At 32.8% G+C, this 13906-nt stretch carries 13 protein-coding genes; 11 read left to right on the top strand and 2 right to left on the bottom strand.

The genetic code is table 11. From position 1 onward, the window contains the following. The first annotated feature begins 714 nt into the window (after positions 1 to 714). Genes ANASTE_RS11245 through ANASTE_RS03025 form a run of 3 tightly spaced genes read left to right on the top strand, consistent with a single transcriptional unit; the run spans position 715 to position 3029 of the window. A complete protein-coding gene (locus ANASTE_RS11245; RefSeq protein ID WP_007049451.1) occupies positions 715 to 2256 on the top strand; it encodes a M50 family metallopeptidase in 1542 nt (513 codons plus the stop codon). Positions 2257 to 2268: 12 nt separating this feature from the next. Next, positions 2269 to 2763: a hypothetical protein gene (locus ANASTE_RS03030; RefSeq protein WP_007049450.1), complete on the top strand. Its 495-nt coding sequence runs from the start codon at positions 2269 to 2271 to the stop codon at positions 2761 to 2763. A gap of 26 nt (positions 2764 to 2789) precedes the next feature. Then, positions 2790 to 3029 carry a hypothetical protein gene (locus ANASTE_RS03025; RefSeq protein ID WP_039944665.1) on the top strand — a complete coding sequence of 80 codons (240 nt, stop codon included), beginning with the start codon at positions 2790 to 2792 and terminating at the stop codon, positions 3027 to 3029. A gap of 1006 nt (positions 3030 to 4035) precedes the next feature. Here ANASTE_RS03025 and ANASTE_RS03020 read toward each other — a convergent pair. Then, positions 4036 to 4593 carry a DUF5698 domain-containing protein gene (locus tag ANASTE_RS03020; protein WP_007049447.1) on the bottom strand — a complete coding sequence of 186 codons (558 nt, stop codon included), beginning with the start codon at positions 4591 to 4593 and terminating at the stop codon, positions 4036 to 4038. 179 nt (positions 4594 to 4772) lie between these two features. Here ANASTE_RS03020 and ANASTE_RS03015 point away from each other — a divergent pair, with 179 nt between their 5' ends. Next, positions 4773 to 5459, top strand: a complete 687-nt coding sequence (locus ANASTE_RS03015) for a 5'-methylthioadenosine/adenosylhomocysteine nucleosidase (RefSeq protein WP_007049446.1) — start codon at positions 4773 to 4775, stop codon at positions 5457 to 5459. A gap of 40 nt (positions 5460 to 5499) precedes the next feature. After that, complete coding sequence (locus ANASTE_RS03010) at positions 5500 to 6303, top strand: RecX family transcriptional regulator (protein WP_007049445.1); 804 nt, start codon at positions 5500 to 5502, stop codon at positions 6301 to 6303. Positions 6304 to 6516: 213 nt separating this feature from the next. Here ANASTE_RS03010 and rbr read toward each other — a convergent pair whose 3' ends face one another. Continuing rightward, positions 6517 to 7101 (bottom strand): rubrerythrin, encoded by a 585-nt coding sequence (gene rbr, locus ANASTE_RS03005; RefSeq protein ID WP_007049444.1) that lies wholly within the window; start codon positions 7099 to 7101, stop codon positions 6517 to 6519. 615 nt (positions 7102 to 7716) lie between these two features. Here rbr and ANASTE_RS03000 point away from each other — a divergent pair. From ANASTE_RS03000 to ANASTE_RS02975, 6 genes are all read left to right on the top strand, one after another. Then, positions 7717 to 8052 (top strand): helix-turn-helix domain-containing protein, encoded by a 336-nt coding sequence (locus ANASTE_RS03000; protein WP_242648095.1) that lies wholly within the window; start codon positions 7717 to 7719, stop codon positions 8050 to 8052. A gap of 44 nt (positions 8053 to 8096) precedes the next feature. After that, a complete protein-coding gene (locus ANASTE_RS02995) occupies positions 8097 to 8372 on the top strand; it encodes a DUF6809 family protein (RefSeq protein WP_007049442.1) in 276 nt (91 codons plus the stop codon). Between the two features lie 983 nt (positions 8373 to 9355). Then, positions 9356 to 9958, top strand: a complete 603-nt coding sequence (locus ANASTE_RS02990) for a hypothetical protein (RefSeq protein ID WP_007049441.1) — start codon at positions 9356 to 9358, stop codon at positions 9956 to 9958. Positions 9959 to 9962: 4 nt separating this feature from the next. Then, positions 9963 to 10616: a TVP38/TMEM64 family protein gene (locus tag ANASTE_RS02985; RefSeq protein WP_007049440.1), complete on the top strand. Its 654-nt coding sequence runs from the start codon at positions 9963 to 9965 to the stop codon at positions 10614 to 10616. A 48-nt stretch (positions 10617 to 10664) separates the two neighbouring features. Next, positions 10665 to 11375 carry a response regulator transcription factor gene (locus ANASTE_RS02980; RefSeq protein WP_007049439.1) on the top strand — a complete coding sequence of 237 codons (711 nt, stop codon included), beginning with the start codon at positions 10665 to 10667 and terminating at the stop codon, positions 11373 to 11375. Positions 11376 to 11384: 9 nt separating this feature from the next. Further along, entirely contained in the window at positions 11385 to 13520 is a 2136-nt protein-coding gene (locus ANASTE_RS02975) for a sensor histidine kinase (protein WP_052294580.1), read from the top strand. The last annotated feature ends 386 nt before the right edge of the window (positions 13521 to 13906 follow it).

Below are 13906 nucleotides of genomic sequence, written 5' to 3'. Positions count from 1 at the left end.
ATTTAAGGAGTGAGTCATAGAATTATCATGGTAATTATAATAAATTTTATTAATTTTACTTTTTGTTAAATCATATTAGAAATATTTAAATGATTATAAAATCTTTTAAAAAGTAATCTTTCGATTTTATTGGTACAAATCATCATAAAAATCTAAAGTATGATTTCCTCTGCTTAATATTTTGAAGAATATATATTAGATTTAAATATGCTCGGAATTTAAGTTTAAGAAGAAATTATTTAACAGTTGATTTGAATTGAATTTTAAAAGTAATAATTGTGATTTTTAAGTTGCTTTTTATTAATAAATGTCCCTTAGGCTTATTTGTTTTACTACATAATAAAATCCTGTTTACTTTTATTTTGACACAGTCAAGTTTTAAATTTTAAATATATTTCAAAATCCCATAGGGGATTTTAGGTCAGCAATAAAATGTATAGATAGACTCTCTACACGCGTATACTTAGCCTTCGTGGTATGATTATTAAACTTGATATATTACTATCGATTTAATAATATGATTTCGCAGTTATTCAATGCAGTAAATTCCATCATGATAATTTGTAAATCACTATAAATCACTTTAATTATTTAAAACTTTTTAGACTTATCACGTTAGCTCAAATATCGGTGTAGGGTGAAACTTTTTATAATTTGATAATAAATAACTATTATGTTAATATAGTAGCAAGTATTTTAAGAAACGGTGATTATATGAAAGATAATGATAAAAAGGGATTAAAATCATTCGATGATTTCCTTATGCCTTATTTGACGGACGACGAGAAGATATTAAACAAAGAAAGCGATATAGCAAAAGATGCTCTGCTCTTTGGCGGGAAAGACTTTAACGAAGGATTAAACAAAGAAGTGAATGAAAATATTGATGATAGTAAACCTGATGATATAAGTGACTCTTATGAGGAAAACAAAGGTCATTTCTTAAACGATAATAAGGATTATTCAGCTGAAGAAGAGGATAGCATTTCCGATTATGATGAGAACGAAGAGAATTATTATAAATCGGATATTGAAGGAATCGACAGGGGCGAAAACAATGATAACCAAAATGGTTTAAATACGTCAAAACAAAACAATAATCAAAATAAAAGCATGGACGTGGGCGGAGGCAAATACGATATGCTTCCCAACATGGTAATGCTTTTGATACTCTCGGTAATCGTAGCATTGGTATTCCTAAAAGGCTGGGATGTATTCCATGGATTTGAAAGCCTTCTTTTCTTTATTGTGTGGGCGAGTATACTTTCTTATGTATCAATAATAATACACGAGGGCGGTCATTTTATCTTCGGTAAACTCAGCGGATACGAGTTTGCTTCCTTTAGGATCGGCAATATGATGTTCGTTAAGAACAACGGCAAAATGACTTATAAAAGATATCATATCCCCGGTACGGGCGGACAGTGTCTGATGATACCTCCCGATGTGAAAGATGATAAATATGATTTCCCAAACTTTTTGTATTCACTTGGCGGAGTTATAATGAACTTCATTTTCGGCGGGATATGTCTTATTTCGTATATAATGCTTCCTTATGTGATATTCTTATCGGAAGGGCTTATTATGGGAGTCGGACTAAGCTTATACTTTGGTCTGTTAAACGGGATTCCCAGAAAAATAGGCGGGATTGCGAACGACGGAGCAAATGCGTTATATTTGGATGAAGATATCAATTCGAAGAAAGCATTTTATTCTCAGCTTAAAATAAACGGACTCCTTACAAAAGGAATCAGGCTTAAAGATATGGACGAAAGCCTTTTTGATGTGGATGAAAGAGCGGATTATCTAAACCCTCTCGTAAGTGCTATGGTGACTTTAAAATGTAATTATCTGGTAGACAAGAAAGAATTCGATAAAGCAAAGGAACTGATTTTATATTCCCTTGATAACTTGACGGATATGCTTAGCGTTCATAAAAGTGAGCTTAGATGTGAACTTTTGTTTTTAGAGCTTATGGGAGAATGTGACAAGTATGAAATAGACAGGCTCATGAATGATGACCTTAAGAGATATATAGAAACTACGAAGAACAACTATGTATCCAGAAGAAGACAGCTTTATGCTTATGAACTTCTTTATAATGAGGACGAATATAAAGCTAAAGAACAGATTGATGCGTTTAAGAGGATATCTTCTTCTTATCCTTACGAAACGGAACTGGAAGGGGAGATAGAGCTTCTTCATGCCGCACATGATAAGGCGGTTGAAAGAGGGATTGTAAAAGAAGATAAATAAGGGTGAATTATCTTGAAGTTTGAACTGATAAGAAGTTTGGAAGAGCTTACCGAAAGTATAGAAGGAAGTTTGATTTTATCAAGCTCACTTGAATATTGGAATGATGAAATAAATGATGTTACAAATAATTTAAGTGAAATTTCTTTAAATGACTGGGAAGAAGTTATCAGCACATATAAAATAATGGATGATTATGATTCTTTCATAGGTATCATAAGTTTTTATACTCTTAAAAAGGGGATTTTACAAAGACAATTTATACAAATAGATAAAATAGATATTTTTACTCAGTATATGGGGTACGGCTACGAAGCAAAATTATATAAAAAATTATTTGAAAAGTATCCCAAAGCCAAGTTTATTAATTATATTATGTCACAGGACGAACTTAACAGCAATTCTTATATGGTAAAGAGTCTTTTGGACATAGGATTCAAAAAGAAAAAATTAAAAACGGCAGGTATGTTTGATTATAAGTTTTGTCTTTACAGGAATGATATAATGTGATTTATATTTTGCATGAGGGAAATTATATGAAAAGATTTTTAATAACTCTGGGATGGTTATCCTTTATAATGTTTTTATTTGATTTATATATGGAATATTATGGTATGGATATGTATGATACCTGTCTGTTTTCTCTCGGCGGAGAATCGGTCGGTTACGGCGGTGTCATTGATTTATCTCCCATATTTATGTTTATTATCTATTTGATTTGTTTCGGTATCAGTTTGACAGCAGCCGTCAAAAGTAATGATAAATATTTTTTATAAATATATCAAATTTAATTCTCGGAGTTATAGTTTTTGTAACTATGTTTTATAGAGACAGTATAGTCTTTCCGTCTGCATTTCATAAAATATTTTATTTTTACGGAATTGCCGGACCGATACTGGGTATTATTGCTGTAATATATAAAATAAAAGAACGAAAATCGAATAAATAAAAGTCCTCGGAAATTTCCGAGGACTTTTTTAGATATTTAAAGTTATATTTTTTGTAAATCATTTTACTCGGAAATTTTACATGTGACTCAAAAGTGACCACTTTTGCCATAAATATTGAACAAACATTCGAGGTAGTATATAATAATACCGAGCCGTAGAATAAGGTGCGGGTGGTTTCCTCTTTACTACATAAAGGGGGTGGTGCTATGAAGATAGATTACGTACTGATAATAAAAGTACTTATACTACTATTTGAGATAGCCGCCGCTATTTTAAGTTTCTTTATTTAAAAAATAAGAAAAATTAAAATAACTACCCAGTTGCGACCTGAGTAGTTATTATTGAATAAAAAACTATCTTAGGAAGCCACCTTCATCTCTATGGCTCCTTCTTTATTTATATTATATTCTTTAATTTCATTATTGTCAACAATTCTAACTAATTTAAAAGTGACGAAAATTTGCTATATCATTCTTTGTATTTTCTTTTAGGTTTATAATTTAATAATAAGTAAACATCTCTTTTAGGTAATATGCGGGTGAATGACTTCACTAAGTTTAATATCCCTATTAGCGAAATCCTTTATTTTGAAATTTACTGATTTAAGCCTTAAAAAAAGTTTTAAATTCTATTAAAAGTAATAACTCATTTAGGTGATTTGCGGATGAATGACTTATTAAGTTTAATATCCTTTTTGCCGAAGGCTAAGCCACTGCGGCTTGAGCGGAAGAATTTTTATCCCTTTTTTGTTTCTTCGGACAAAAAAGGGCAGGGTTCTTAAGGGACGGAGTCCGTTACAATGGGTTTTTAAGGGCGGACAGCCCTTAACTGCTTATCTCCTCCTCCTGACACCGTACATATATCCGCCTTCTATCGTTACGATATCGTTTATGGTAACCACGCTGTCCGGTACGACGTTGTAAGCGATTTCTCTGGCTTCTTCCACTCTTTTTCTGTTTACGTGAAGTTTAAGGATATATCTTGTGTGATTAAATCCTTCGCCTTTCATTATAGTAACACCGAAGTTGTTTTCTCTTAAAATATTTGCAAGGTTTTCTCCCTCAGTCCCTCTCACGTTGATTTCCATACTTACATATCCGAGAGCGATCTTCTTTTCTATCACTATCCCCACGTAGATCCCTACGCTGTATCCGAGAGCGTAAAAAAGAGCCTTCCACAAATCTTCGCTTAGGCTTGAGAGTACGCTTGAAGCTACAAATATCCAAAGTAAGATAACGATGAACCCTACCAAACTTCCAAGCTCTTTCTGTCCTTTGTTGATAAGTACTATACGCAGTGTATCAAGGGAAATTTCCAGTACTTTGAGAAAGAATATTGTCATATAAACAATAGGTCCCGTCTTGGTTAAAAAACTCATTAAAAAATCCATTTTTTGCACCTCTTACTTATATTGTTACCTGTAGTATACTACTTTATTTCATAAAGTAAAGAAAAATATTTTAATTTTACATTTGCTTTAAATGTAGTATAATATTAGGACATTAAGATTTAATTAATAATAGATTTAATTATTTATTAACTTTAAAATATATATAAAAGGAGATTATTATGATAGGGATAATAGCGTCTATGGACGAAGAATTATATTTGATAAAAAAAGAAATGAAAGATTTAAAAGAAGAGGATATAAAGGGAAGCAGATACTTCATAGGTAATATCGATGATAAAAAAGTCGTTGCCGTAAAATGCCTTACGGGAAAGGTTGCAATGGCTTGTACTGCTCAAAAACTAATCGACAATTTTGCTCCCGATCTTCTGATCAACTGCGGAGTTGCTGGTGGACTGAAAACGGGTATCGAAGTGGGGGACGTGGTTTTATCAACAAAGACCGTTCAAAGCGATATGGACGTTACTCAGCTCGGTTATGAAGTCGGATGTGTTCCCGATATAGACGTTACATATTTCGTTCAGAACAAAGCTTTCAATGAAATCGCAGAGGATATCAAGTATGATTTTGATTTTGGTGTATATTTCGGGAATATACTGACTGCGGATAAATTCGTTTCAAATAATAAAGATAAAGAGTATCTTATAAAGACTTTCGACGGATACTGTACGGATATGGAGACAGCTTCTCTCGCTCAGGTATGTCATATAAATGATATCTCATTTGCCGGGATAAGAGGTATAAGCGACAGTGCAGATGAGGGAGCCAGTACGGACTTTAAAGAAAACCTTAGAAAAGCCAGTGATAATTGTGCGAAATTGCTGATTGCTGTTTTAAAGAAAATGTAAGGGACTAAGCCCATTAAATATAAAAAAGAAAGGTAATAAAGTGGACGTAATAACAAAAATAACGAAGACAAAAAGAGAATATAACGTAACGATAAACGATGAAAAAGTACTTCGTCTGGAGAAAAAAATCATAAATAAACTTAAATTGGAAGATGAAGTTGATATCGACGAGCTAATAAAAGAAAGCTACGACGATTTATACGATACTGCTCTTAATATGGCTCTCAATTACCTTTCTTATGCCATGAGGTGCGAAGGGGAAATCCTTGATTATCTAGGTAAGAAACACTTTCCCGATATAGTGATAAATGATGTTTTAAACAGGCTTTTGGAGCTTAAGTATGTAAATGACGAAGATTATATAGAAAACTTTACGAGAAGTAAATCCGCTTCTCTTATCGGGAGAAATAAAATAAAGAATGACCTTATAAAGAAGGGGATAGATGTTTCCTTGGTGCTTAAGACTGTGGAGATGTGCTTTAGTATGGAAGAAGAAACAGAAAATTTAAGCGAGTTCATATCAAAGCAGGACAAAAAGCACAGTGAGCTTTTTTACAGGGAGAAGAGAGATAAAATAATAAACAGTGCCGTTAGGAAAGGTTACGATTATAAGCTTGTAAATTCCGTAATTGACGATATAATAAGCGAAGACGAGAATATCAGCGAAAATACAAAATTAAAGGAAAAGATAAAGAAACGTTTTTATAAATACATAAATAAAGGCGAAGAGCTTGAAAAGGTAAAATATAAAGTGTTTCCGTTCTTTTATGCCAAAGGTTACAGTGAAGAGATACTGAGCAGTGTATATAATGAAATCCTTGAAGAGATGGAAAATGAGGGATAAGCTAAAATTATGATATATTAATGATAATTTTAAAAGTTTAATTTTGTGTTAAATTTCGGTAATCAAGTAAATTATATATGGTTTTAAATTATAGTATTTTAAGAAATCAAAATGTATTTATATTTAAAAATCATTGATATTTATCATTAAATAAATATAGATGTCAAATCATATTAAATAGAGACAATAAAAAAAGTGCTTAATGCACTTTTTTTAGTTGCCTGAAGGACAAATCGGTTTGAAGTATGCTTCGGAATGGTCACAGATAGGACAAACTTTAGGAGGGTTTGGTCCTTTGTGATGATGACCGCATTTTAGACAGATCCAGTCGCAGTCGCCTTCTCTGTGGAAATAACCTCTTTCAACTTCTTGTGCCAATGTGTCATATCTTTTGTGGTGGAATTTTTCAACATCCGAAATCAAGTCGAAATATGTTGCAACTTCCTTGAAACCTTCTTCTCTCGCAGTGTTTGCGAATGTAGGATATATTTCATATGCTTCTTCGTATTCACCGAGAGCCGCTGATTTTAAGTTTTCCAAAGTAGTTCCGTAGAAAACAGGGTAGTCTGCTTGATCCACCATGATTTTTTCTCCCGGTAATTCTTTGTTTATAAGGAACATAAATCTTTTGGCATGATAAAGTTCGTTTAATGCAGTTTCGTTGAAAATATCTTCGATGTATTTAAATCCATCTTTGTTTGCTCTTTTTGCATAGTAAGAATATCTTTGATAAACACCGCTTTCACCTACAAAAGAGCTCATTAAGTTTTTAACTGTTTGACTATTTTTAAATTCCATTTTTTCCTCCTTTTTTAGTATTTTTTACGGAGGAAGAAAAAATATACTAATGTATACTGTTTTAATAAATATTTTTGATTTTTAATAAGATTTTTTAATTTACATTATTTAAAATTATAATGTTGAAAATTCTTTTAGTTTAAAATTTTTATGAATGTTATTGCTTATATTAAACTCTGTAGGGTTCCACCCTACAACCCGGTGTAAGGGACTCCGTCCCTTAGGAACCCTGCGAATATTTTTCCAAAGCAAAAAATATTCGATAAAATGCTTTCACTCAATCGCCGTGACGGCTTTAACGCGGTTCGATTTTCTACAAAATGCTGCCCGCATTTTGTGAAAGAACCGCTGTCCCGCCCCCATAAAAACTTACTTTTTTAATGTATGACATTTTGTGAATGTCATATGATTTTTAATTTCATATATAATTTATAGTATCAGCAGGTTCAAAAATCCCTTAAATTCCTTTGTATAAGCCGTTTTGTCATATTTTCCTTGCCACACAATCCAAAAAACTAAGCAAAGTTGAGCGGTTTAAAACTCTGTATTTAAGAAACCAATTTAAATAAAATATAAACAAAAAACATGGTGCAGTGAATGAAAATAGACTATCTTATGTTAGGAGAAAAATTAAAACAACAAAGAAAAAAACAAGGAATAACACAAGAAACTCTTGCCGAATATGTGGATTTATCCGTAAGCCATTTGAGTCATATTGAAAACGGAAGTACAAAAGTATCACTACAAACTATAGTAAATATCGCAAATATTTTAAACATAAGTTTAGATGAATTATTAGATTTGGATTTAGGCAAAAGGTCTATGTTTATTACTGTAAGAGAAATAGATTTACTTTTTAAGGACTGCACTATTGAGGAAAGACAAGTTTTAGTCAAAAATTTGAATTATTTAAAAAAGCTGGATTTAGAAGAAACTTTAGAATATGTATAGTGCTAAATTAATTTAGCACTTTTTAAATTTAAAAGGAGTAAGAAATGAAAAAAGGTGTATTGGAAGATTTATTTTATGGGAATATAGAACCTATGGATATCAAAAGCGAATTAAGCGATGAAGTATTATTAAAAGGAAGTCTTCTATTCAAAAATGAAAATAGTTTCAGTCAAGATTTATCAAAGGAAAAAGAGGAAGAATTTGAAGAATTGACTAAAAAGTGGCTTGATTATAATTTAGCTAACTGTTCTCATTATTTTATTGTGGGTTTTAAACTTGGAGCAAAGATGATGAAGGATATACTTGAAGAAGATAAATAAAACACTCCTAAAGGGTGTTTTTTTATTTATGAATATTATTCTTTTAGTTAATATGGATATGAAAGATTAAAATAAGTTTAATATCCCTTTTGCCGAAGGCTTTAGCTCCACGCAGTGGAAGCGTTTTTCTCGAAATTTTTTCGCTTCGGAAAAAACTTCGCGGGGTGAAAGGGGTGGAACCCCTTATATACTATTGTGAACAGAAAGTGACCACTTTCGCCATAAATATTGAACAAATATTCGAAGTGGTATATAATAATACCGAGCCGTAGAATAAGGTGCGGGTGGTTTTCTCCATTTATATTCAGCGTAAGCTGAAAATACATAGGAGGTGGTGCTTATGAAAATAACTTTAAAAGAAGTATATAAACTATAAAATAGGTTATATTCGCAAATATCGCTAAAGCGAATCTGCTCATGTTATTCTAATATGTGTAAACACATACTTGAATTTTAATAAATTAAAATTCAATAAGAATTCTAAAGAATTCTTAGAATAGTCAAAAAAATAACTACCCTAACGCCGAATCAGGATAGTTATTTTATAACTTAATTGTCTGAGGAAGCTACCTTCATCTCTACGGCTCCTTCTTTGTTTATATTATATTCTTTAATTTCATTATTGTCAACAATTCTAATTATTTTATATGTGACGAAAATTTGTTATATCATTTTTATAATTTGAAAGCTTTCATTTGCTAATAAGTAAATAACTCGTTTAGGTAATATGCGGGTGAATGACTTCAGTAAGTTTAATATCCTTTTTGCCGAATGCTAAGCCTCCGCGGCTTGAGCGGAAGAATTTTTACCCCTTTTTTGTTTCTTCGGACAAAAAAGGGCAGGGTTCTTAGGGGACGGAGTCCCTTACAATGGGTTTATAAGGGCAGACAGCCCTTAATCATAAATTTTAGAAATTATTAAGATTTTTATACTATTTTTAATAAGAAACGATTTTTATAATAAACAAAAATCGAGGTGATGATATGGACAGAAAAGACAAAACTTATAAAATTTATCTTATGTTTTCAAGATCGAATACGCTTCTTTCCAAAGCGATATATAAAAGGACAAAGGAAGATTACACTCATGTGGCGATTTCTTTGGACGATACTTTCGATACTTTTTATGCCTTCGGCAGAAGAAATCCAAACTTCATGCTTCCCGCCAGATTTACAAAAGAAAGTCCTTTTAAAGGATTGTATGAAAAAAATCAGGATATTAAAATAAAAATCGTATCTATAGAAATAAATGAAAGTCAGTATGAAAGTATATCGAACCATTTGTCTAAAATGTATGAGGAAAGACTTGATTATAAATATGATATTTTAGGTGTAATGTTATGTAACGGAAATATTACTCTTAACAGAAAATATCATAAATTCTGCTCCGAATTCGTTAGCGAACTTCTAAGCAGTAACGGAGTTATAGATATTTTTAAATCTCCGAAACATATCCGTCCTTATGAACTTTCAGCAATGAAAGATTTTGATTTAGAATTTGAAGGGAATGTATATGAGCTAAGCAGATTATATAATAAAGATGATCTCGGCTATTCATATTTAAGCGATATATACGAACCGGTATAGAAAAATGAAAAACAAGAAAAAAACGATAATAATAGCGTCGGTCATTGCACTCATCACGCTTATAGGTTTGGGAGTGATATTGAGCCTTGACCTGGAAAAAATAATAAAGTGGATTTCAAATCTGCCTCACGGACTTAAAGAACTTTTGATGATATCTCTTATAACGATACAGATATTCATCGCTTTCATACCCGGTGAACCTTTGGAGCTTGCGGCGGGGTATATGTTCGGTTCCCTTTGGGGGACGGCAGTATGTATGGTCGGTTCTTTTATAGGAACGATAATCGTTTATTATCTGGTAAAGATTTTCGGCAATAAGATAATAACCATGATGTTCAAAGAAGAGAAAGTAGAAGAAGTGAAAAAGACTTTCGAGAAGAAAAAAGGTCTTTACTGGGTATTTGTTTTATTCCTAATCCCCGGTACTCCCAAAGACGTAATGACTTATCTCGTATCTCTTACAAATGTAAGGCTGTATAAATGGCTTGCTATCACTACGATCGGAAGGATACCGAGTATCGTCACTTCCACTTTTATAACGGGTTCAATAAAAAATCAGCAGTATATACTTGCAGGTATAATAGGGATCATAACTGTCATTATAGTGACAGCAGGATTTTTTTACTATAAAAAGTTAAATAGTTCTTCCAATTGCTGATAAGATTATTATAGAATAGAGGTAATTATATGAAAAGAGGACTTTTAAATGCAGCATAATATATTGATAGTTGAAGACGAAAAAGGCATAAGAGATGCCATTAAGATTTATTTGAATAATCAGGGATATAACGTATTCGAAGCCGAAAACGGAAAAGAAGGCTTGGAGGTTTTGAATAGGGAAGATATACATCTTGCCATAGTCGATATAATGATGCCCGTAATGGACGGTATCACAATGACGATGAGACTAAGAGAAACTTACGATATACCCGTTATATTCTTAAGTGCCAAATCCGAAGATATAGATAAGATAACGGGGCTTAATATAGGTGCGGACGATTATGTCACAAAGCCTTTTGCTTCAATGGAGCTTATCGCAAGGGTAAATTCTCAAATAAGAAGATATGATCAGATTTTAAATCTTAAACATAGTTCTATAAAAGAAGAGGAAAATTCCAACAGATATGTCGTTGGAGGTCTCGAACTTGACGATGACACAAAAGAAGTGACTGTTGACGGTAACAAAGTAAAGCTTACCGCAAAGGAATATCAGATATTAAGGTTACTTATAAAGACTCCGGGAAGGGTGTACTCTTCCGAGCAGATTTATGAACAGGTATGGAATGAAAAGGCGATAAATACAGAGACCATAATGGTCCATATAAGAAAACTGAGAGAAAAGATAGAAGTAAATCCCAAGAAACCTCACTATATAAAAGTAGTATGGGGGATAGGGTATAAAATGGAAAAGATGTAGGTGAATAAAATGAACAAAATAAATAAGAAGCGGACGTTTTTTATATCATTTATGGCGCTCATCATATTCTTAAGCGGTATGGTGGTAAGTTTATACGATAATGTAGAGGGAAAATTCAATCATAACGAAAATATTATAATAAATCATTTAAACAGTGAAATGAAATATTTTACCCTTGCCAAGGCAAAAGAAGCTGATCCGAGCTATCAAATCCTGTCTTTCGGCAAAGATGTACCGAAAGACATCAGGGAACAGCTGACGGAAAATCTTGAAGAAAATATGTCAAGTTCTCTTAATGTGCTTGAAAATGACAGTAATTTTTTATATGAAATAAAGAATACAAAAACAAAGAAGACGGTTAAGAGTAAATATCTAAAGAATAACATATTTGATAAAGATGTAAAGAATAAGAGTATATTCTACGGTACTCTATATTACGATGCAAAAGGGGAACTTAAGGATATAGAATCTTTATATAAAGGTGATTATGACGGGTTTGACTTTATGTCTTTCTTTGAAAATTCTCTTGATGTCGGTTATTCCGGAGGGGAAGACGGAAGTGACAGATTTTATATTAACGGCGTCAGCGTTCCTCAGGATCAGATAAAAATAAATACTCCCGATAACGTATCTATAGCTTACTCTGTTCCCAAAAATGTAAAAGATAACGGGGGCATGGTTTATTATTACTTAAACAGCTGGGAAAATTATAATGCTTTTTCTGCGGCGGCATTGATGTTCGGAAGTTTTATAATCGCATTATTTATACTATTTTACCCTAAGAGCATAGAAGACGAAGTAACTCCTTTTTCTTCATTCAGAAAACTCAGAGGAGAAATCAATATAGGCTTTACAGCGACTGCCATAACTCTTGGGTGTATGGGATGCTTGATAGTATCGGGATATACCATAAATGGGGTGTTCTTAAATCTTGTCGATACATTGGGATTTACTTTTGCTAACTTTATAGTTGTCCTATGCAATATGGTAATATGGGCTTTGACTTTCCTTGTTATCGGCATAGGCTGTTATGACGTAAAATATATAGTAGTTGACGGTATCTGGCGTTTTCTGAGGGACGACACTTTGATAGGCGATTTATGCAGGAATATCAAAGGGGGTATCAATAAACTCGGCAATGTGGATTTATCCGATAATATAAATAGGACGATAATGAAATATGCCCTTATAAATACATTGGTGATACTTATAATGATATGTCTTTGGTGGTTTGGTATATTCCTCGCCATTATATATGCTGTCGTTTCATACTTATGGGTAAAAGAAAAAGTCGACAAGATAAAAGCGGATTACGATGTTTTGCTCGTGTCTGTGGAAAACTTGGCAAAAGGGAACTTTAACGATGAGATAACCGAGGATGTGGGTGTATTCAATTCCTTAAAAGATGAATTTAGGAATATCAAAACCGGATTTGAAGAAGCGGTAAGGGAAGAAACCAAGTCTCAGAATATGAGGACCGAACTTATAAGCAACGTTTCTCACGATTTAAAGACTCCTCTCACCGGGATAAAGAACTATGTTGAGCTGTTACAGCAGGATAGTATTGACGAAGAAACAAGAAAAGAGTACACCGAGACTTTAAATCAGTACATCGATAGATTAAGTACGCTGATAGAAGATTTGTTTGAGGTAAGCAAAGTAAACAGCGGGAATATCAATTTGGATTTAATGGAACTAAATCTTATACAATTGATAGAACAGACAAAAGACGAATGTTTTGAAGTACTTAATTCCAGAGGACTTGAAATGATAATGACGTCGGCAAACAGTGAAATAGCGCTGATGCTTGACGGAGACAAGACCTACAGGATATTTGAAAATCTGTTTAATAACGTGGCAAAGTATGCTCTTCCTTCCACAAGAGTATATATAGATATAATAGAAAGCGAAGAAGATGTCATGGTGGAAATAAAGAATATTTCAGCCTCTCAGATGAACTTTACCAGCGAAGAGATAGTCGAAAGGTTTGTAAGAGGAGATAAGTCAAGACATGAAAGCGGAAGCGGCATAGGTCTTGCAATAGTAAAAAGCTACGTTGAAGCACAGGGCGGAAGTTTCAAGATCGATATAGACGGGGATCTGTTTAAAGCTATAATCGTATTTCGTAAAAATACAAACAATTAGGGGCTTTGCCCCTTACCTCAAATGCAGAGGTTGCCCCTGCAATCCGCCAAAATTTTCCTTGTCCGAATTTTTGGATTAAAGGATACCATTCATTCGCAGCGAAAGCTTTAAGGCGGTCGGATTTGACTATTCACTGTTTATCAGAGCAGATAAATTTAACAAAAGTTATTCAAGCATTAGCCCGAATAACATGAGTAAATTTGATTTAGCAGGATTTTAGTATGGTTTTATGTACATTCGCAAATTACCATAAACGGTATTCGCTTCATCAAACCAAAGAAATCATGCTGACCTCTGAACTTTGTTCAGTGAAAGCTTAACCAAAGATAAAATTTTCAAAACTCCTTTGGAGTTTTGAGTCAGTCACATAACGGATAAAAAACCGC

The organism is Anaerofustis stercorihominis DSM 17244 (assembly GCF_000154825.1).
In the GTDB taxonomy this organism is placed as follows: Bacteria; Bacillota; Clostridia; order Eubacteriales; family Anaerofustaceae; genus Anaerofustis; species Anaerofustis stercorihominis.
Note: the sequence above shows the minus strand (reverse complement) of the source record. Positions and strands in the feature narration are given on the sequence as shown.